The following is a 21,339-nucleotide window of genomic DNA, read 5'->3' as shown; positions in this document are numbered from 1 at the left end:
ATTGAGTATGGAGACAAAAATATGAACAGTTTTATTGAAGATGTTGAACAAATTTACAATTTTATTAAAAAAAATATAGATGTAGAAGAGAAGATGCATTTTATAGAAACTTATAAGCAAAAATCTAATATGAAGAAAGAAATTAGCTTTTCAGAAGAATACTATAAACAGAAAATTATGAATGGAAAAAATGGAGTAGTGTATACTCCTCCGGAAATGGCAGCATTTATGGTTAAAAACTTGATAAATGTCAATGATGTAATTGGAAATCCATTTATAAAAATAATAGATCCTTCCTGTGGATCTGGGAATTTAATTTGTAAGTGCTTTCTATATTTAAATCGAATATTTATTAAGAATATTGAAGTTATAAATAGTAAAAACAATTTAAATTTGAAACTAGAAGATATAAGTTACCATATAGTACGTAACAATCTATTTGGATTTGATATAGATGAAACTGCAATAAAAGTTTTAAAAATAGACTTATTTTTGATTAGCAATCAGTTTAGTGAAAAAAATTTTCAAGTAAAGGATTTTCTAGTGGAAAATATAGATAGAAAATATGATGTGTTTATAGGAAATCCTCCGTATATAGGACATAAATCTGTAGATTCTAGTTATTCATATGTTTTAAGAAAAATATATGGAAGTATATATAGAGACAAAGGAGACATATCCTACTGTTTTTTTCAAAAATCATTAAAGTGTTTAAAGGAGGGAGGAAAACTGGTTTTTGTTACTTCTAGGTATTTTTGTGAATCTTGCAGCGGAAAAGAACTTAGAAAGTTTTTAATTGAAAATACCTCTATTTATAAAATTATAGATTTTTATGGTATAAGACCTTTTAAAAGAGTAGGTATAGACCCAATGATAATATTTTTAGTAAGAACAAAAAATTGGAACAATAATATAGAAATCATAAGACCCAATAAAATTGAAAAAAATGAAAAAAATAAATTTCTTGATTCCTTGTTTTTAGATAAATCTGAAAAATGCAAAAAGTTTTCTATTTCTCAAAAGTCTATAAATAATGATGGATGGGTATTTGTTGACGAAGTTGAGAAAAATATAATAGATAAAATAAAAGAAAAAAGTAAATTTATTTTAAAGGATATATGCCATAGTTGTCAGGGTATAATAACGGGATGTGATAGGGCTTTTATAGTTGATAGAGACATAATAAATAGTAGAAAAATTGAATTAAGGTTAATAAAACCCTGGATAAAAAGTAGCCATATACGAAAAAACGAAGTAATTAAAGGTGAAAAATTTATTATATACTCAAATTTAATAGAAAATGAAACAGAATGTCCTAATGCTATAAAGTATATAGAGCAGTACAAAAAAAGGCTTATGGAAAGAAGAGAATGTAAAAAAGGAACAAGAAAGTGGTATGAACTTCAATGGGGGAGAAAACCGGAAATTTTTGAAGAAAAGAAAATTGTGTTCCCATACAAGTCCTGTGACAATAGATTTGCTCTTGACAAGGGAAGCTATTTTAGTGCAGATATATATTCCTTAGTATTAAAAAAAAATGTACCTTTTACCTATGAAATACTTTTAAATATATTAAACAGTCCTTTGTATGAATTTTACTTTAAAACTTTCGCAAAAAAATTAGGAGAAAATCTATATGAGTATTACCCTAATAATCTAATGAAATTGTGTATTCCTTCTATTGATTTTGGAGGAGAAAATAATATAGAAAAAAAGCTGTATGATTTTTTTGGACTGACAGATAAGGAAATTGAGATTGTAGAAAAGATAAAAGATAATTGCTGAGTTCATATTTGGTAATTATCTTTTTAAATTTTACTAAAAAAATTATCAATATGTGTTTAAAAACATAATAGGTGGTAAAAATAAATAGTAAAATTACTAATAAAAAAAGAAGGAAAATTATTCCAAATGGAGAATAGTATTAAAGTACAGGTTTTGACTTTACGGAGGGTTACTAATTAAAAATTACAACTATATGTACACATTTTTGGTTTATTGTAACTCTAGATTAAAAATGAAAGAAGGGGGGTAAAAGTGTCTGGCTCGGACTATGCATTATTTATGCATATGACTAAAATTCTTAGTATGAATTTCAGTCATATAACAATACGCCTTTATTGTTATATGGTAAATTAAAGTTAAAATTGAGATTTTAACGCTGAGGCTATATATGGCAGGTACCTTATTTAGTATAGCTTTAGTAGAGCTTTAGATAATATATGAATTTGGAATTTAATGTAAAGGACAATAAACTTATAGTTTATATGAGAGGAGAACTAGATCATCATAGTGCAGAAGAAGTCAGAAATAAAATAGATGACAGATTGGATAGAGAGAGTTTAAACAAGTTGATAATGGATTTCTCAGGAGTAAGCTTTATGGATAGCTCTGGAATAGGGGTGGTAATAGGAAGGTATAAAAAATTAAATTCTGCAGATGGCAGCGTATGTATTGTAGGCGCAATCAATTCAGTAAAAAGAGTATTTGAACTTTCAGGTATGTTTAAAATTATAGGACTTTATGACAGCGTTGCGGAAGCACTTCAGAATATTTAATGGGGGGATAAATTATGTACGATAACAGTATGAAAATAGAGTTTATTAGTAAATCACAAAATGAAAGCTTTGCCAGGGTCTCAGTAGCAGCTTTTGTGTCACAACTTGATCCTACAGTGGAGGAATTGGCAGATGTAAAAACTGCAGTTTCAGAGGCAGTTACAAACTCTATTATTCATGGCTATGAAAATAAAGAAGGTGTAGTTAAAATTCAAGCCTTTATTAAAGAAAAAGAACTTACGTTGATAGTAGAAGACCAAGGTGTAGGTATAGAAAATATAGAACTCGCTAGACAACCCCTTTATACTTCAAGACCTGATCTTGAGAGATCAGGTATGGGATTTACTGTAATGGAAACTTTTATGGACTCCCTTAAAGTAGAATCTGAAAAAAACAAAGGGACAAGATTAACTATGAAAAAAGTTTTTAATTCATTAAGTTAGGTGAATAGTATGAGTGAGGAAACAGCAAAAAAATTAAAATATAGTTATAATGATAATTTGGAATTGATTAAATATGCAAAAAAAGGAGATAAAGATGCCCTAAATAAATTGGTAGAATTGAATTTACCATTAGTGGCATCTATAAGTAAAAAATTTCTAAATAGGGGATACGAGTATGAAGATATATTTCAAATAGGTTGTATGGGACTTATGAAAGCAGTAAATAATTTCAATGAAGAATACAATGTAAAATTTTCTACATATGCTGTACCCATGATATTAGGGGAAATAAAGCGCTTCTTAAGGGATGACGGAATGATAAAAGTAAGCAGAAGTGTAAAAAATACTGCAAAAAAAATCCACTATGACAGAGAAGCACTTACTAAAAAATTAAATAGAGAACCTACAATACAGGAATTAGCAGAGTATTCTGGAGTAGAAGTAGAAGAACTGATTTTTGCCACAGAATCTGCTAGCAGTTTGCAGTATCTGTATGATACTATACATCAAGATGATGGTTCACCAGTGCTTTTGATAGATAAGATAAGTGAAAATCCAAAGGAAGATGTAGAGATGGTGGATAAAATTGCACTTAAAGAAGCTTTGAACAATTTAGATGTGAAATCGAGACAAATTATAATGCTGAGATATTTTAAAGATAAAACTCAGGTACAGGTAGCAAAGATGCTAGGTATAAATCAAGTACAGGTTTCTAGAATTGAAAAAAAAGTGTTAAAAACTATGAGAGAAATTTTAACAGGTTAACATCAGATAAAAGGGGATGTTCAAAGCAATTTTTTAAATTGCTTTGAACATCCCCTTTAAATTAAATCAGTATAAAGTTAATTTCCTGTACTAGGAATTGTAGTAGGTAAATTATTAACATCCTTTGAGTTTTCATCGTTGGTAGTGTCTTTTTTATCTTTAGTGTTTGTATCAGTAGTTGTATTAGTGTTTGTATTAGTATTATTAGGATTATCATTTGTATTACTATCAGAATTCCAGTTATTTTTATTAGAAGCATTATTTTTTTTGCTTTTATTCTCAGGTAAGTTATCAAGTGCATTCCATGAATGAGATACATTACAATAATCTGAGGGAACTGTTCCATCTATAAAATATTCAGTATAAACTTTATTACCTGTAGGATCTGTATGACAATCTGAAACAGGAAGTTTTCCTGATTTAGAACATATAGGAGAAGTTACAACTCCATCTGGCATTTCAATATCTTTTGCCTCTAAACCTTGATGGAAAGGAGACATTATATTAGCCCAAAGTTGGGCTGCAGAATTACTGCTTAAGGAGCCATCTAATACAGAATCATCATCATTACCAATCCACACTGCAGCGGAATAATAAGGGGTTAGTCCTACAAACCACAGGTCTTTTCTATCCTCAGAAGTACCTGTTTTACCACTTACAGGCATATCTCCTAAGTTAGCATTGCTACCAGTTCCTTCTGCACTTACAGGGCCTTTTAACATTTGATATAGCACATAGGCACTTTGTGGAGAAAGTGCTTTTTTAGTTTGAGTTTTATTATCAAGTAAAACTGTACCATTTCTATTTACTACTGTAGTGTAAAGTTTTGGAGTAGTGTATTTTCCAGAATTTCCAAAAGTCCCATAGGCAGCAGACATCAAAAGTGTATTTGTACCGTGATGGAGCTCTCCAAGGGAAAGTGCTGCTATACTGGATCTATCATGCTCGTCTAAAGTTATACCAAATTTTTCTGCATAATCAGCTCCAGTTTTTAAACCCATTCTATCTTCTACTTTAACGGCTACCGTATTTAAGGATTTAGTTAAGGCAGTTCTTAAAGTTACAGTTCCGAAATCAGTATCTTCATCATTTTTAGGGTTATAAGGTTCTCCATTAGAAGCATATTTATTGGCAAGTTCAGGTGATAATGGAGAAGAATCTACTGTAGAAGCTGCAGTAAATTGTTGTGAATCTACAGCAGGACTGTATACAGTTAAAGGTTTTATACTGGAACCAGAAGGCCTTAAATATTTTTCAGATGCAGCTCTATTGAAAGATCTGGCTGGCTGGCTTCCCCTTCCACCAACTAGCGCCTTTACCTCACCTGTATGATAATTCATGACTACAGCAGAAGCCTGAGGTTGAACTATTCCATTTTTATCTGGAGATGAAGAATTAAAAATACTGTCGCTATTTAAGGTGTTTTCAGTTTTTTCCTGTAGGTCTTTATTCATAGTAGTATGTATTTTTAAACCACCATACATAAGTAAATTCTCAATCTGTTCATCTGTATATTTGTATTTAGATTTTAGATCTTTTTTTACTGCATTTATAACAGGTACAGTAAACCATTCATTGTTATATCCATTATTTACAGTAGGTTGAGACATTATATCCAGTTTACCATTTGCAATGTCATTTACAGCAGTTGTGTACTGATCCTTTGATATATATCCATTCTCATACATTTTTTTTACTACAGTAGTAGTTCTGTTTAAATATATAGATGGATTTTTTTTAGCTGTAGGAGAATAAGGATAATATACAGAAGGACTTTGAGGCATACCTGCAATAAAAGCACATTCAATTAAGTTTAAATCTTTTGCTGATTTGCCAAAGTACTGTTTAGCAGCAGCTTCAACACCTAATGCTCTTCCTCCTAAATAAATTGTATTCATGTAAGCCTCAAGTATTTGAGTTTTACTCAATTTCTTTTCAAGTTTTAAGGAAAGATATATTTCTTGCATTTTTCTCTTATAAGATATTTGAGAAGATAAATATATATTTCTAACTAATTGTTGGGTTATGGTAGATGCACCTTGAATTCCAGTATTTCCACTAAATTTGCTTTTAATATCTATAAATACTACACCTATGAGTCTTTTTAAGTCTATGCCTTTATGTTTATAAAATCGTTCATCTTCTATACTTACGAAAGCATTTTTTAAATTTTGGGGCATACTGCTAAAAGGTATTACCGTCCTTTGCTGTGGGGTAACTAGTACGTCCATTGAATTATTTTTATCATCATATAGAACGGAAGGTTCGTTTAAATTCGATATTTGGCTTATGTCTAGTGGAGGAGAATTTTTTATAACAGCTGCAGTTAAACCCAATGCTGCAGCAAATACCAATGCTAATAATCCACATAAAATTGCAGCTCCATGTTTAAAAACCTTTTTTCGAGCCTTTTTACGCTTTTTGACCATAAATTTCCTCCTTATTTTGAAGTGTACATTTTTTAAATTATTATAACATAAATTAAATCTTTAGGTAAATACACGAAGTTATTGTCATATATATATTATGTATCAAATCATAAGGATGTGGAAGAGATAAAAAAATTTAAAGTTCCCATTAAGAAAATCAAAATTATATTAATAATATCTGTTATAACTATATCCACAGTAATGTGTCTTTATTTTGTAAATTCAAGGATAACTCCTGCTATAATTACAGCTTCAGATGTAGAAATAAGAGCTGTAGTTACACAAACTATAAACTCAGTTATAATGCAGGAGTATTCAAAACAATTTACTTATAAAGATATTATACAGGTGGAAAAAGATAAGGAAGATAATATAGTTATGGTTAGAGCAGATACACTAAAAATGAATAAAATAGCTTGCGATGTGGCATTGGAATCCCAAAACAAGCTAAGAAATGTAGGAAAAGTTGGTTTGAAGATTCCTATGGGATATATAATGAAAAACAATTTGCTAGCGTTTTTTGGACCTAGCATTACAATTAGGATGCAGCCTATAGGTTACATAGAGACTAAATATTTGTCAAGCTTTGAAAGTGCAGGTATAAATCAAGCTAGACATAAAATAAGTGTACAGGTAAAGACAAACATGAGGGTGATGATTCCTTTTGGAAGTGAGGATATACAAGTAAAAAATGAAGTGCCCATATCAGAAACAATTATAGTGGGAAAAGTACCAGAAACAGCCATAGATTTAGGTCTTGATAAAACTGGAGTTAAGTTAAAATCCGGTAATTAAATAATGGCAAAGCTCAATGTTAAAAAGAGCTTTGCCATTATTTAAACAAAATTATTCCCAGTTAAATATGTAAGGTACATTCCGATAATAATCTCCATAATTTAATCCATAACCTGCAACAAATACATCGGGAATCTCGAAACAACAAAAATCTGGGGTCAATGAAATTTTTCTTCTGTCAGGTTTGTCTAGAAGAACGCAGCATTTTACACTGGAAGCACCTAGAGATTTTACATGGTCTATAGCAAAGTCCATAGTAATACCTGTATCTGTTATGTCATCTACAATTAAAACATCATACCCTTTCAGGTCGTCTAATATATCATTTACAATTTTTATTTCACCAGATGATGTTTCAGAATTTCCATAACTTGAAGTTGTCATAAATCCTATTTTTACAGGAAGCTTTATTTGTCTTACTAAATCTGCTGTAAATATAAAACTTCCTCTTAAAAGGGATAATACATATAAATTTTTATCTTTATATTTAGTGGTTATTATTTTACCTACTTCTTCTATCCTCTTTCCAATTCGTTCTTGGGATATCAATATGTTTTTCGATTTGTTTTCCATAATATTCCTCCATGGTGTATATTAAATTAATGATTGCCATAATATAAAATTATATTATCAATATTAACAAGATTTCTGAAAATTTTCAATGACATGAAGTAATGTGTTTACAATGTTTTTTATTTAGTATAGAATTATACGATAGCTATAAACTCAATTTTTGTGCATACAAAATTTTAATTTAATATAAAAATAATATGAAGTGATCAATTTATAATGAACAATTCACAATTAAGGACTATTTTCTGTTGTAATAGAAAACCTACTGAAATTGTAAACTGTGAATTGATAGATATGGAGATGATATTTTGATATATGGAAATACAGAAGGAATAAAAAATTCGACATTAGATGAATTGGAAAAGATTTATGATATAAGAGTTTCAAAAGAAAGCATATGCAGCAGGGAAATTGTAGAAGTGCTTTCTAGAATTACTACTTATTTAAATAGAGAATTAAGCCTGGCAATTGATAAAAGAGGAATAATCGTAAGCATATCTGTTGGAGATAGTAGTACTGTGAGTATTACTGAAATTGAGGGAAACCAAAATAAACTCTGTGGTATTAGGATAGTACATACCCATCCTAATGGAGATTCAAGACTTTCCGAAATTGATATTTCAGCTTTAGTAAAATTAAGATTAGACTGTATAGCGGCTATAGGGGTTGACAAGGATGGAATTACGGGTATTACCATAGGATTTTGTAAGGTAAAAGATGGAGAAGTTATAAGTGAAGTTTCAGAAAAGCTTACTTTAGAGGACGCAGTTAACTTTAATATAGTACAAAAAGTAAATGAAATAGAAAAGTCGATGAATGATGAATATGTGCTGCAGGAAGCAGGAGAGAGAGCATTACTTGTGGGCACAGATACTGAAGACAGCTTGGATGAATTAAAAGAACTGGCAAAAGCCTGTAATGTTAATGTGTTAGAAAAAATACTTCAAAAAAGAGACACTATAGATACTGCTTTTTATGTAGGAAAGGGAAAAGTAAGTGAGATAGCATTAATTGCACAGCTCAGTGGTGCAAATATAGTAATTTTTGATGATGAATTATCTGGTTCTCAAGTTAGAAACTTAGAAGAAAACCTAGGAATAAAAGTAATAGATAGAACTACTCTCATACTTCATATATTTGCTTCAAGGGCAAGGAGTAAGGAATCTAAGTTACAGGTGGAACTTGCACAGCTAAAATACAGGTTAGCTAGGCTTTCAGGACTCGGTATAGTTCTTTCAAGGACTGGAGGAGGAATAGGTACTAGAGGACCTGGTGAAAAGAAGTTGGAAACCGATAGAAGACATATAAGAGAAAAGATATATGAAATTAGTAAAGAACTGAAGAAAATAAAGCAGGTTAGAAAAACTCAAAGAAAGAAGAGAGATGAGATAAATAAGGTATCACTGGTGGGGTATACTAATTCGGGTAAATCTACTTTAAGAAATAAGTTGTGTGAAGTAGCTGTCACTAGAGAAAATGTAAATAAAGAAAAGGTATTTGAAGCAGATATGTTATTTGCTACTTTGGACACTACTACTAGGGCTGTGGAATTGGAAGATGGTAGAACAATTGCAGTGACAGACACTGTAGGTTTTATAAAAAAACTTCCCCATGATCTGGTAGAAGCATTTAAATCTACCTTAGAAGAAGTACAATATGCTGATTTATTATTACATGTAGTAGATGCATCATCCGATTATGCAGAAGAACAGATAGATGCAGTAAATGAAGTGCTGAGCGAACTTGACGTAAATGATAAACCTGTACTTATCGTATTAAACAAAATTGATAAATTAGAAGATACTAAATTGAGCGGTATAAAAGATAGATACAAAAATTCAAATGCAATATTTATATCAGCTAAATATGGTACAAATTTAGATGAGCTCTTGAAAAGAGTATTGGAAATGCTTCCTCATAATATAAAAAAAGCAGAATATTTAATTCCTTATACAGAACAGTCTGCAGTGTCATTTATTCATAAATATTGTAAGGTAAAGAATGAAGATTATAGGGAAGATGGCACCTATGTAAATGCACTTGTAGATGAAAAAACATACAATAAATTTAAGAAGTTCATAATTAACCCAAAATAATTGGATATTAAAAAAGAGAGTATTAGTATGAAAATATTAGATGCTCTTTTTTGGTAAAATAGCAAAAAAATAATTTTACCATTGAATTTTTATAAAAATATATTATATAATATATAGAAATTCAAGTTCATAAAGTCCAAAAGGGGGAGACTAAATTGGAAAAAACTATATTACAATATCAAAAGGCTTTTAACAGTACCATTGATAGACTTAAAGCAAATGATTTTGTCCTTGCAGTTATGGTTTTTGGGAGTATGGTCACTGGCGATTTGTGGGATGAATCTGATATCGACTTACTTGTAGTGTTTGATAATAAAAGGGGCAGTATTAAAAACATATACACTGAAGAAAAGGGAATTCAAATTCATGTTAAACTTGTAAGCAAGAGTAACTTCCTGCAGATGCCTGAAAAAAATTTAAAGGGTGGATTTATATCTAGAATAATATCTTCATCCAGACTGGTATTTTCAAAGGATAAGGAAATAACTTCAAAATATGATACTGGAAGATATTATTCAGATTTAGATAGAGAAAGATGGAATATGTACTATATTGGAGAGTTATTTAAAAGTATGGGTATATGTAAAAAATATCTTCAAAATGACAATGTATATACTGCATATATTGCTGCAGTACGTTCTGTTGAAGAGTTTTCCAGATTATATGTAAATTCTTCAGGACATATGATAAGTAAAGATTCTATGACTATTTCTATGAATTTAAATGACAACTTTAAAAAATGTGTAGACAAATTATTTTTTAAAAATGAAAATGTAGTTGATTCTATAAATAGTACTATAGATTATTTAACAGAAAATGTAAATAGAGATATAAGAAATACGACTAAGTTATTATTAAATTATATGAGAGAAAAGGATTGTTTTTTAAGTTCAGAAGATATAAAAAATGATGAGTTATTTTATCATTACAATATAAATATGGAAGAAATATTAAATAAGTTATGGGAAAGAAATATACTTAAAAAAGAAACGAGAAACTATAAGTTAAAGGATGGAACTGTATTATTTAAGGAAAATGTATATTTTATTTAATTGGATAAATTAAATTTGTATTAACATAATGCAGTTATTGTTATAAAATAGAATTTAGCACTAGGAATGTTTTGTGATAATTGACAGTTGACAATTAACAATTGACAACTGTCAATTATCTATTGTAAATTATAGCAGGGAAGTGAATTTTATTTCTAATAAATATTTTGTGAATCTAAATAGAGAAGAAACTGTTAAATATCTATTAATAGAAAAACATATAAAAAAATTGATAGATACAAATAAAATTGAAGACGGGGAGAAACTACCTTCTATAAGAGAAATGGCAGAATTTTTAAATGTAAATAAAATCACTGTGGTAAATGCATATAAAAGGCTTCAAGCTGAAGGCTATGCTGCTCAAAAAATTGGCAGTGGAACTTATGCTAAAAAGAGGGATATAAATAAGAACTTTAGTAGAGAATACTCAAAGGTTCTGAAGAAGATATCTAGCGATGAAGTAAAAAATTATATAGATTTTACCGGAGAAACTCCAAGTGGTGAATTTTTTCAGATAAGTTTCTTTAAAAGTGTTTTAAATGAGGTTCTGGATAGGGATGGCTCATCGGCTTTGATATGTCAAGAATCTCTCGGATATGATGGACTCAGAAATAGTATAAGTGATGTGTTCTGGAATGGAAATATAGATAAGGATGATATACTTATAGTTTCAGGAGCGCAGCAAGGTATAGATGTGGTTTCAAAGGCTATTTTAAATACAAATGATACTGTAATAGTTGAAAAACCAACATACAGTGGGGCACTATCTGTATTTAAATGGAGAAGAACTGAAATAATCGAAACTCCTATTGAAAAAGATGGAATTAATATAGACAACCTTGAAAAAATACTTAAAAAAAACAAAGTGAAATGTTTTTATACAATGAGTTATTTTCAAAATCCTACTGGGATAAGCTATAGCAATGAAAAGAAAAGGCAAATACTCAGATTAGCCGATATATATGATTTTTATATAATAGAAGATGATTATCTTTCAGAGTTAATTTATGATGATAGTATAAAATATAGTAGTTTTAAAAGCTTAGATAGTAGTGACAGGGTTGTTTATATAAAAAGCTTTTCAAAAATATTTTTGCCAGGAATACGAATTGGATATTTGATACCTCCTAAGAAATTTAAAGAAAGCATTCAAAATTCAAAAATAAATACGGATATATCTACATCCAGTCTTATGCAAAGGGCTCTGGATTTATATATAAGAAAAGGTTTGTGGCGAAGTTACATAAATGATTTAACTGTAGTCTATAAAAGAAGATATGTATATATGAAAAAATGTATAGATAAATATTTAAAAAATCAAGTAGAGTTTGTAGAACCAGGTGGAGGACTTCATTTTTATTTAAAAATAAACCAGAACATAGTTATAGATTCTATAGAGCTTTTTAGAAAATCAAAAAATAGAAGAGTTTTAATTACACCAGGTACGTTGTTTTATAAAGTACCTTCAGAAGGTAAAAAGTACTTTAAAATTGGTTTTTCACATGTGGATGAAAAAAATATAGAAAGTGGAATTCAAATATTAAGTGAACTTATAATTATGTAATTTGTCCGATGACTACCCGCACTAATACTCCCACGCACTCTGTGAAAGCGACTATCACCAAATCAAAGATTTGGGATATCTGCTTTTCTTCAAGTGTGAGTAAAGAGCGGCTACGTCCCTGGATAACGATTTTCCCTAAAGGATAACGCCTTCTAAGTGCTGAAGCACTAAGAAGGCTGTTAATAAGCATCAGATGGAGTTAAAACTCCATCTGATGCCAAGAACTCTGTTTATAGTATATATTAAAATAGTTTAGAGGGATATTTTGAAAGGTGGGTTATCTGTGAGTTACTTTACAGTAAAGGATGAAGCTAGTTGTCAATTTGAGGAAAAAAAGTCTATATTTATAGGAAGTATAAAAAGAGTTTATACTGAAAACGAGGCTAAAAAATTTATAAGTAAAGTAAAGGAAAAGAATATTAAAGCAACACATAACGTATATGCTTATGTAATTGGAGAAAAAATGAATATACAAAGATACAGCGATGATGGAGAACCTCAAGGAACTGCAGGAATACCAGTACTAGATGTCATAAAGAAAAAGGGAATAACAGATGTGGTAATAGTAGTTACTAGATATTTTGGAGGAACACTTCTAGGTAAAGGAGGATTAGTAAAGGCTTACACAAAGTCTGCTGCTCTCTCAATTGATGAATCTGGAATAGTGGAAAAAGTAAAAGGATGTCAGTTAGATATATTTATAGAGTATGATACTTTGGGAAAATTACAATATATGTTTGAACAAAAGTCGATTCATATAGAGAATATAGACTATACGGAAAAAATTTGTGTGTCGATAAACTATATTTCGGAAGATGTAGATAAATTAATAAATGAGATTATAGAACTGACAAATGGGAAATGTGAAGTGATAGTTGGAGATGAGGAATTTTATTTTAAGATTGATACAAGGCTTATCAAAGAATAAATAGAAGATAATGATAATTTTCCTCCTAACGTCAGAAAATATTAAAATTATAGATTTCCTGAGGTATGAAAGAAGTCATCATTGTCTGAACTTTGATATTTCAGCTTTAAACTTTTAAAAACTTTGCAATATTCAATTCTTAAATGATTAATTATAGGTAGGGTACATTTGTGTTTAACAGCTTTTATATGATATAATACAATTTGCATAATTAATATAAATAATTATAACCGTAAGTTAGGGGGAAATTTGTATGTCAGGACATTCAAAATGGCATAATATACAAGCAAAAAAAGGTAAAGCAGATGCAAAAAGAGGCAAGATATTTACTAAAATAGGTAAGGAACTGGCAATCGCTGCTAAAGAAGGCGGATCAAATCCAGATTCCAATTCAAAATTAAGAGATGTTATAGCAAAAGCTAAGGCAAATAATATGCCTCAGGATACAGTACAGAGGGCAATTAAAAAGGGTTCAGGAGAACTTACAGGAGTAAACTACGAAGAAATATCCTATGAAGGTTATGGACCAAGCGGAGTTGCTATGATAGTAAAAGCTTTAACTGATAATAAAAATAGAAGTGCTAGCAATGTAAGGGCAGCATTTTCAAGACATGGTGGTAATTTAGGTGCTAACGGCTGTGTAGGATGGATGTTCCAGGCCAAAGGCCAGATAGTAATAGAGAGAAAAGAAGACATGGATGAAGACGAAATAATGATGCAGGTATTAGATGCAGGTGCTGAAGATTTTATTGCTGAAGAAGAAGTCTTTGAGGTAATTACTACTGTAGAAGACTTTGGTACAGTAAGGGAAAAACTAGAGGAACAGGGTTTTGAATTCCTGTCTGCAGATATTACAATGATACCAGACAATACTGTAGCTGTTGATATGGAAACTGCAGGAAAGGTTCAAAGACTTATAGATAAACTTGAGGACGATGACGATGTTCAGGACGTTTATCACAATGCTGAATTCCCTGAAGAATTTGAAGGATAAAAGATTTCAAGTAGTTTTACATATAGCAAAAACTTGAATGTTTGTCATTACCGCAGATAAACATTTAAGTTTTAATACTTATTGATTATGACAACCATTTTTCATGTGAATATAAAAAGTTTACATGAGGAGCAATGTTATTAAGTTAAGAAATAAATATTATAGTTATGGAACAGAGTGTGTTAAAAAATACATACCTGTTCTTTTTTATATAATAATTTTTATCAAAATCTTGAAAAAGACTTGACAAATAGTAGGAAAAGTGTGGCGAAGTCTTTTAGGTACAATGATTTTTAAGGAGGTTCACCCATGGACGAATATGCAGATTTTATAAAGGAAAATTAGATACTGTGTTAACTGAAATGCAGGAATATTCAGGCATGTTTGTTGATAACCCTTAGAGAACGTGCCTAGATTTGATTTACACAAATCTAGGCACGTTCTCGAATATAAATGTTATTCAAGAAAAAACTTTTTTACTTTCCATATAAAGACACATTCTTAATATGCTGGGCATAGGTTTCTGCAAATACATGTGTATTGGTTTTAGTGTCCAGTACATAATAAAGGTAATTAGTTCTTTCAGGATGCATTGCAGCATTTATGGATTTTGTTCCTGGATTACATATTGGAGATGGCGGCAATCCTTTATTTAAGTAGGTATTATAAGGAGATTTTACAGTTAAATCCCTATTATATACTTTATCTTTATGTCCTATTATGTAGAGAATAGTTGCATCTATTTGTAAGGGCATATTTTTATTTAATCTATTGTAAATAACACTGGCTATCTTTGGCCTGTCCACATCTTTTCGCGCTTCTTTTTCTATTAGAGAAGCTGTTATTATAACATTTCTTATGCTTAAATTATTTTTAGTTATATAACTTTTACTTGGTTCTATATTTGTTTCAAAAGTTCTAAGCATTTCATTTATGATTTCTTTACTTGATGTGTTTTTTTCAAAAGTATATGTAGCAGGATATAAAAAACCGTCTAGCTTATGCTTGTCCTGAGGAAGACCTTTTAAAAACCAGTAATTGTTATCTGACCAGTTTTCTGCTGTATTCATAAAATCTTTTTCTGTAACTAATCCTGATTTCTCTAATGTCTTTCCTATTTGTTCATTTGTATATCCTTCAGGTATAACAACTTTTACTACAGCTCTGTTAACTCTATTATGCCTATTAATTAATTTATTCCTTACATAAAATGAACCGTATAATGCTAAAACAATAACAACGAATATAGATATGATTTTTCTAAGTTTCATAATTATAATGTCTATATCAACCATAAATTATTAGGTTAATAAGAACAACTTCACTCCTTTTTATTGTTTAAATATTTTTATTATTAGTATACCATATTTTACTCAGGCATATTAAAAAAATAACTAGTCAGTATGCTAGTATATTTTACTGATTATTTTCTTTTATATACCTTAGATTATTTTTTGTGAAATTTTAGAATATAACTGATTTTTATACAAAAAATAAATATAGTAATTAAGGCATTTTCAAAGAAATAACTAGTCAGTATACTGCCCTATTTTTTCAAATGCCTAATGGATGGAGGCTTGTATTAATTTGAAGAAAAAATTAATTGTTATAGTAGTTATTCTTATAATGTTCATGGACAATAGTACTTTTGCTAAATATGGTATTTGTGAAGTACATTTTATAGATGTAGGCCAAGGGGATTGTACTTTAATAAAATTAGGTAATAAAAATTATTTAATAGATTCAGGAGCTGCATATTATACTAATAGGGTTATAAAATATTTAAATTCAAATAATGTAAATAAAATAGAAGGTATAATATTAACTCATTATCATGATGATCATTATGATGGCATATATAATATAGCTAAGTCGACAAAGGCTCATAAAGTATATTTACCTGACTATGAAAATAATATTAAATATTCTATAGCAGATAAATTGCTTAAAATGGGAGTATCTGTGGAATACATAGGAAAAGGCTGGAGTGTGAAACATTATGGTGTGAATCTTAAAGCTGTTGGGCCTATCTATAAAGATGGTAGTGTAGAGAACAACAATTCAATTGTACTTCAAGGTAAAATAGGAGGTTTGAATTATCTATTTGCGGGAGATTGTGAGAAAAGAGAAGAAAATGACATGATAACGACAAAACAGCTAAAAAAATGTGATGTACTAAAGGTACCGCACCATGGTCTTAATACCAGCACAATGGTAGAATTTTTAAATAAGATACAACCTAAAGTAGCAATTGTAACTAGTGATGGAATAAATACACCAGATAAACGAGTTGAAAAAAGGTTAGCAAGTAAAGGGATTGTAGTATGGAGAAGTGACAGACAGGGAAATATTGTGATTAAAAATAAAATTCTATTTTCCGATAGAAATAATACTACTATAAAATTAAAATAATCCTAATATAGTGTATATAATTAGGATAAGTGTCCATAATATTCAAAAAGGAGGGATATTATGGATAATAGAAAAGTTCGTACAGTAGTATTGGTTATATTTACTATTTTAATTTTAGGTTTAAGTTGTTACATATGTGTAGTTGGATTTCAAAATGTAAATATGAATAGAGAAATAAAACAGGTTAGACAAGGAAATAAAACTTATGACACTGTAAACACAAATTCTAATATAAGTACAACTGTTCCTGAAAAAGCTAAAATTATATTTAAAATAAAATATAATAAAAGTGGAGAACTTAAGACGGAAAAAGAAGAATTGGCTGGAAAATTAGCAGGTAAAAGCAAAAATGAAGTTGAAAATATATACAAGACTGCTGGATATAAGGTTAATAAGTTCGGTGCAAAAGAAGTAGTACTTGTAAAAGAAGTGGATAAATATGAGCCTAATAAATATGTACTTGGAATAAAGAATGGTCTAATTGCTATATATAAGACAGACAATCAGGGGAATATGTTTATAGAAAATGAAAAGAGAGATGTAACTGATATAAAGACAAGCAAATTAAAAGAAGAAGATATAAGGCTTTTAACTAAGGGAGATAAATACTTTGAGTGTAATACAAGAGATGAAGCAGAATCACGCCTTGAAGACTATGAATAATAGCCTTTGAGGCTTTTTCTATATTTTTTGACGTTAGTGAAAAAAGTATCATTATTTGTTATTTAACAAATTCCATATTGTGAATTGCAGTACTTGAACTAAAGTACTTAAAATGATAAAGTATTATATGTTACAATATAACGCTTTGCTTAATTTTAATAAGTCTCTATATTTTGGAGGAATTTTAGATGTATGAATACATAAAGGGAATATATAAAGGTGTAAATAAAGATTATATAGTAGTTGAGAATAATGGAATTGGCTATAAAATAAATACATCTGGCAGTACGATTGCAAAAACTCCAAAGGTAGGAGAAAATATAGTGTTGTATTTGCAGCAGATAGTGAGAGAAGATTTTATAGGATTGTATGGCTTTTTAACTAAAGAAGAATTGAGTATGTTTAACCTTTTACTTACTATAAATGGTATAGGGGCAAGAGCAGCACTTTCGATTTTATCCATAAGTGACGTAAATAATTTGAAATATGCTATAATATCTGAAGATGAAAAAAATTTGGTAAGGGCACCTGGAATAGGTAAGAAAACTGCCCAAAGAATCATACTTGAACTTAAAGACAAGATAGATGTAGGTGAACTTACGAATAGTGAGGATGATATTGACAATATAAATGCAACTCAAAATACTTCTGAGGTCTTGGAGGCTCTTATAGCACTTGGATATTCGGAAAAGGAAGGAAATAAAGCCTTAGCTTCCATAGATAAAACAAAAGAAAGTTCTACTGAGGATATGATAAAGAAAGCTCTTAAATTTTTAATGAATTAGGTTAGGTGATAGTATGGAAGATAGAATAGTTACCCCCCTTAACATTAAAGAGGATACAGAAAATGAGTATAGTTTGAGACCTAAGAGACTCAATGAATATATAGGGCAGAAAAAGGTAAAAGATAAACTAAAGATATTTATAGAGGCCGCTAGAAATAGGAAGGAAGCACTAGATCATGTACTTCTTTATGGACCACCAGGTCTTGGAAAAACTACTCTTGCTAATATAATTGCTGTGGAAATGGGAGGAAACCTAAAAATTACTTCTGGACCAGCTATAGAAAGGGCAGGAGACCTGGCTGCAATACTTACCAGTTTAAATGATATGGATGTACTTTTTATAGATGAAATACACAGGTTAAATAGAAGTGTAGAGGAAATATTATATCCTGCTATGGAGGATTATGCACTAGATATAGTTATAGGAAAGGGAGCTGCAGCAAAGTCTATAAGATTGGACCTACCTAAATTCACTTTGATAGGTGCTACTACAAGGGTGGGACTTTTAACAGCGCCACTAAGGGATAGGTTTGGAGTACTATGTCCTATGGAGTTTTATAGAGAAGATGAACTCAGTGAAATCATAGTAAGATCAGCTGATATACTTAAAGTAAAAATAGAAACGGATGCAGCTTTTGAAATAGGAAAAAGGTCCAGGGGAACACCTAGAATTGCAAACAGATTATTAAAAAGAGTTAGAGATTATTCCGAGGTTAAGGGAAATGGTATAATAGACGTTAAAACGAGTCAAGCAGCTCTTGAATTGATGGAAGTTGATAACGAAGGTTTTGATAGCATAGACAATAAAATATTAAAAGCTATAATTGATAATTTTAATGGAGGACCTGTGGGGATAGAAACCTTAGCCTATTTTATAGGAGAAGAGTTAGATACTATACAAGATGTGTATGAGCCTTATCTACTCCAAAAAGGTTTTATAATAAGAACCCCAAGAGGTAGAGTGGCATCGGACAGTGCTTATAGACATTTTAACAGAAAGAGAAGTATAAATTCTAAAAAAAATTTTAACCAGTCTTCATTGTTCGACGACAAAATGTGATTTACACAAGATGAATGGAGTGAAAATATTGAAAGTTACAGATTTTGATTTTTATTTACCAGAGGAATTAATTGCACAGCATCCTTTAATGCAAAGGGATGAAGCTAGGCTTATGGTGCTTGATAAAAAAACTGGTGATATAGAGCATAAGGTATTTAAAGATATATTGGATTATTTGAATCCAGGTGACTGCCTTGTATTAAACGATACTAGAGTTTTGCCAGCAAGGCTTATAGGTTCAAAAGAAGGCAGTGGTGGTAAAATGGAAATTTTACTTCTAAAGAGAAATGCAGATGACACCTGGGAAACTTTAGTTAAGCCTGGAAAAAGAGCTAAGGTAGGAAGTAGGTTTGACTTTGGAGATGGAGAACTTAAGGCAGAAATAGTTTCAGTGAAAGAAGATGGAAATCGAATTGTTAAGTTTGAATATGAAGGAATATTTGAAGAAGTACTAGATAGGCTTGGTCAAATGCCTCTGCCTCCATATATAAAAGAAAAATTAGAGGACAAGGAAATGTATCAGACAGTGTATTCTAAAGAAGAGGGTTCTGCAGCAGCCCCTACAGCAGGTCTTCATTTTACTAAGGAATTGCTGAAAAAAATAGAGGATAAAGGGATAAAACTTGCGTTCTTGACTTTACATGTTGGACTTGGAACTTTTAGACCTGTAAAGGTTGAAAATATAGAAGAACATAATATGCATTCAGAGTATTACTGTATGACGAAAGAAACTGCAGATATGATAAATGAAACCAGGGAAAAAGGAGGAAGCATAATTGCAGTGGGGACTACTTCCTGTAGAACACTTGAAACCATTGGAGATGAAAACGGAAAAGTTAGGGAACAGTCTGGTTGGACGGATATATTTATATATCCTGGATATAAATATAAAGTAGTAGATAAACTTATAACAAATTTTCATTTACCCCAGTCTACACTCATAATGCTTGTAAGTGCGCTTTGTGGAAGAGAAAAAATACTAAATGCATATAACTGTGCAGTTAAAGAAAAATATAGATTTTTTAGCTTTGGAGATGCTATGTTCTTAAAATAGATTTGAGGTGTTTGAATGTATAAATTACTAAAGAAACAGGGAAGTGCTAGAAGAGGTGAATTTACTACACCTCACGGAGTAGTTCAAACTCCAGTTTTTATGAATGTAGGTACCTTGGCAGCTATAAAAGGAGCAGTTTCTACCTGCGATTTAAAAGAAATTGGATGCCAGGTGGAACTTTCAAATACTTATCATTTAAGCTTAAGACCTGGAGATAAGATAATAAGAAAACTTGGTGGATTACATAAATTTATGAATTGGGATAGACCTATTTTAACTGATTCTGGAGGATTTCAGGTGTTTTCTCTGTCAAAGATTAGAAAGATAAAAGAAGAGGGAGTATATTTTAATTCACACATAGATGGAAGTAAAATATTTATGGGACCTGAAGAGAGTATGCAAATTCAAAGTAATTTGGCATCTACTGTAGCTATGGCTTTTGACGAGTGCATAGAAAATCCGTCTCCCAAAGATTATGTTCAGCGTTCTGTTGAAAGAACCACAAGATGGCTCAAAAGATGTAAAGTTGAAATGGATAGATTGAATTCTTTGCCAGATACTATAAATAATAAGCAGATGCTGTTTGGTATAAACCAGGGCGGTGTCTACGATGATATAAGAATAGAGCACGCTAAAATAATAAGTGAGATGAATTTAGACGGATATGCTATTGGGGGTTTAGCTGTAGGGGAAACTCATGAGGAAATGTATAGAATTATAGAAAAAGTAGTTCCTCACCTTCCACAGGATAAGCCTATATATTTGATGGGAGTTGGAACCCCAGCAAACATACTTGAAGCAGTAGAAAGAGGAGTAGATTTCTTTGATTGTGTACTTCCTGCTAGGAATGGAAGGCATTCTCATGTATTTACATCAGAGGGAGAAATAAATCTTTTAAATGCTAAATATCAGCTGGATGATTCCCCTATAGACAGAGGATGCCAGTGTCCTACTTGTAAAAATTACACTAGGGCATATATAAGACATTTGTTTAAGGCAAAAGAAATGCTTGCTATGAGGTTATGTGTGCTTCATAATTTGTATTTTTATAATAATTTAATGAAAGAAATAAGAGATTCTATTGATGGAGACTATTTCCCTAAATATAAAAAGGAAAAGCTTGAACAATGGAATCAATAAAATTAAAACTCTGTTAAAAAAAGGAGGT

Annotated in this window: 19 protein-coding genes; 16 read left to right on the top strand and 3 right to left on the bottom strand. The window is 30.4% G+C overall.

The genetic code is table 11. The annotated features are described in order from the left end of the window. Window positions 1-21 precede the first annotated feature (21 nt). The 4 genes from CLJU_RS16750 to sigF all read left to right on the top strand — a co-directional run bounded on the left by CLJU_RS16750 (window position 22) and on the right by sigF (window position 3,766). A complete protein-coding gene (locus CLJU_RS16750; RefSeq protein ID WP_013240026.1) occupies window positions 22-1,785 on the top strand; it encodes an Eco57I restriction-modification methylase domain-containing protein in 1,764 nt (587 codons plus the stop codon). Window positions 1,786-2,222: 437 nt separating this feature from the next. Beyond that, window positions 2,223-2,558: an anti-sigma F factor antagonist gene (gene spoIIAA / locus CLJU_RS16745; RefSeq protein WP_013240025.1), complete on the top strand. Its 336-nt coding sequence runs from the start codon at window positions 2,223-2,225 to the stop codon at window positions 2,556-2,558. Between the two features lie 14 nt (window positions 2,559-2,572). Then, a complete protein-coding gene (gene spoIIAB / locus CLJU_RS16740; RefSeq protein WP_013240024.1) occupies window positions 2,573-3,001 on the top strand; it encodes an anti-sigma F factor in 429 nt (142 codons plus the stop codon). A 9-nt stretch (window positions 3,002-3,010) separates the two neighbouring features. Then, entirely contained in the window at window positions 3,011-3,766 is a 756-nt protein-coding gene (gene sigF, locus CLJU_RS16735; protein ID WP_013240023.1) for an RNA polymerase sporulation sigma factor SigF, read from the top strand. 77 nt (window positions 3,767-3,843) lie between these two features. Here sigF and CLJU_RS16730 read toward each other — a convergent pair whose 3' ends face one another. Next, entirely contained in the window at window positions 3,844-6,195 is a 2,352-nt protein-coding gene (locus CLJU_RS16730) for a transglycosylase domain-containing protein (RefSeq protein WP_013240022.1), read from the bottom strand. 81 nt (window positions 6,196-6,276) lie between these two features. Between CLJU_RS16730 and yunB the strand changes: the two genes are divergently transcribed. Next, the gene (gene yunB, locus CLJU_RS16725; protein WP_023162186.1) at window positions 6,277-6,990 is read left to right on the top strand and encodes a sporulation protein YunB; all 714 of its coding nucleotides are present in this window, start codon (window positions 6,277-6,279) and stop codon (window positions 6,988-6,990) included. Between the two features lie 51 nt (window positions 6,991-7,041). Here yunB and hpt read toward each other — a convergent pair whose 3' ends face one another. Continuing rightward, complete coding sequence (gene hpt / locus CLJU_RS16720; RefSeq protein ID WP_013240020.1) at window positions 7,042-7,563, bottom strand: hypoxanthine phosphoribosyltransferase; 522 nt, start codon at window positions 7,561-7,563, stop codon at window positions 7,042-7,044. A 308-nt stretch (window positions 7,564-7,871) separates the two neighbouring features. On the opposite strand from hpt, the gene hflX reads away from it, so the two are divergent. From hflX to CLJU_RS16695, 5 genes are all read left to right on the top strand, one after another. Beyond that, a complete protein-coding gene (hflX, locus tag CLJU_RS16715; RefSeq protein WP_013240019.1) occupies window positions 7,872-9,659 on the top strand; it encodes a GTPase HflX in 1,788 nt (595 codons plus the stop codon). A 155-nt stretch (window positions 9,660-9,814) separates the two neighbouring features. Next, window positions 9,815-10,711: a nucleotidyltransferase domain-containing protein gene (locus tag CLJU_RS16710; protein ID WP_013240018.1), complete on the top strand. Its 897-nt coding sequence runs from the start codon at window positions 9,815-9,817 to the stop codon at window positions 10,709-10,711. A gap of 142 nt (window positions 10,712-10,853) precedes the next feature. Continuing rightward, entirely contained in the window at window positions 10,854-12,275 is a 1,422-nt protein-coding gene (pdxR, locus tag CLJU_RS16705) for a MocR-like pyridoxine biosynthesis transcription factor PdxR (protein ID WP_013240017.1), read from the top strand. Window positions 12,276-12,558: 283 nt separating this feature from the next. After that, window positions 12,559-13,203, top strand: a complete 645-nt coding sequence (locus tag CLJU_RS16700) for a YigZ family protein (protein WP_013240016.1) — start codon at window positions 12,559-12,561, stop codon at window positions 13,201-13,203. Window positions 13,204-13,456: 253 nt separating this feature from the next. After that, complete coding sequence (locus tag CLJU_RS16695; protein WP_013240015.1) at window positions 13,457-14,197, top strand: YebC/PmpR family DNA-binding transcriptional regulator; 741 nt, start codon at window positions 13,457-13,459, stop codon at window positions 14,195-14,197. A 476-nt stretch (window positions 14,198-14,673) separates the two neighbouring features. On the opposite strand, the gene mltG is transcribed toward CLJU_RS16695, so the two are convergent. Further along, the gene (mltG, locus tag CLJU_RS16690) at window positions 14,674-15,468 is read right to left on the bottom strand and encodes an endolytic transglycosylase MltG (RefSeq protein ID WP_242825685.1); all 795 of its coding nucleotides are present in this window, start codon (window positions 15,466-15,468) and stop codon (window positions 14,674-14,676) included. A gap of 316 nt (window positions 15,469-15,784) precedes the next feature. Here mltG and CLJU_RS16685 point away from each other — a divergent pair, with 316 nt between their 5' ends. From CLJU_RS16685 to tgt, 6 genes are all read left to right on the top strand, one after another. Further along, window positions 15,785-16,609, top strand: coding sequence for a ComEC/Rec2 family competence protein (locus CLJU_RS16685; RefSeq protein WP_013240013.1), 825 nt, complete (start codon window positions 15,785-15,787; stop codon window positions 16,607-16,609). A gap of 60 nt (window positions 16,610-16,669) precedes the next feature. Further along, window positions 16,670-17,272, top strand: a complete 603-nt coding sequence (locus tag CLJU_RS16680) for a hypothetical protein (RefSeq protein ID WP_013240012.1) — start codon at window positions 16,670-16,672, stop codon at window positions 17,270-17,272. Window positions 17,273-17,460: 188 nt separating this feature from the next. After that, window positions 17,461-18,057: a Holliday junction branch migration protein RuvA gene (ruvA, locus tag CLJU_RS16675; protein WP_013240011.1), complete on the top strand. Its 597-nt coding sequence runs from the start codon at window positions 17,461-17,463 to the stop codon at window positions 18,055-18,057. Between the two features lie 13 nt (window positions 18,058-18,070). Then, complete coding sequence (gene ruvB, locus CLJU_RS16670) at window positions 18,071-19,117, top strand: Holliday junction branch migration DNA helicase RuvB (RefSeq protein WP_013240010.1); 1,047 nt, start codon at window positions 18,071-18,073, stop codon at window positions 19,115-19,117. A gap of 28 nt (window positions 19,118-19,145) precedes the next feature. Beyond that, window positions 19,146-20,171 carry a tRNA preQ1(34) S-adenosylmethionine ribosyltransferase-isomerase QueA gene (gene queA, locus CLJU_RS16665; RefSeq protein ID WP_023162180.1) on the top strand — a complete coding sequence of 342 codons (1,026 nt, stop codon included), beginning with the start codon at window positions 19,146-19,148 and terminating at the stop codon, window positions 20,169-20,171. 15 nt (window positions 20,172-20,186) lie between these two features. Further along, window positions 20,187-21,311, top strand: a complete 1,125-nt coding sequence (gene tgt / locus CLJU_RS16660) for a tRNA guanosine(34) transglycosylase Tgt (protein ID WP_013240008.1) — start codon at window positions 20,187-20,189, stop codon at window positions 21,309-21,311. The last annotated feature ends 28 nt before the right edge of the window (window positions 21,312-21,339 follow it).

The sequence above is a fragment of the Clostridium ljungdahlii DSM 13528 genome, from assembly GCF_000143685.1.
In the GTDB taxonomy this organism is placed as follows: Bacteria; Bacillota; Clostridia; order Clostridiales; family Clostridiaceae; genus Clostridium_B; species Clostridium_B ljungdahlii.
The sequence above is the reverse complement of the archived record's forward strand: the minus strand, read 5'-3'. Positions and strand labels throughout refer to the sequence as shown.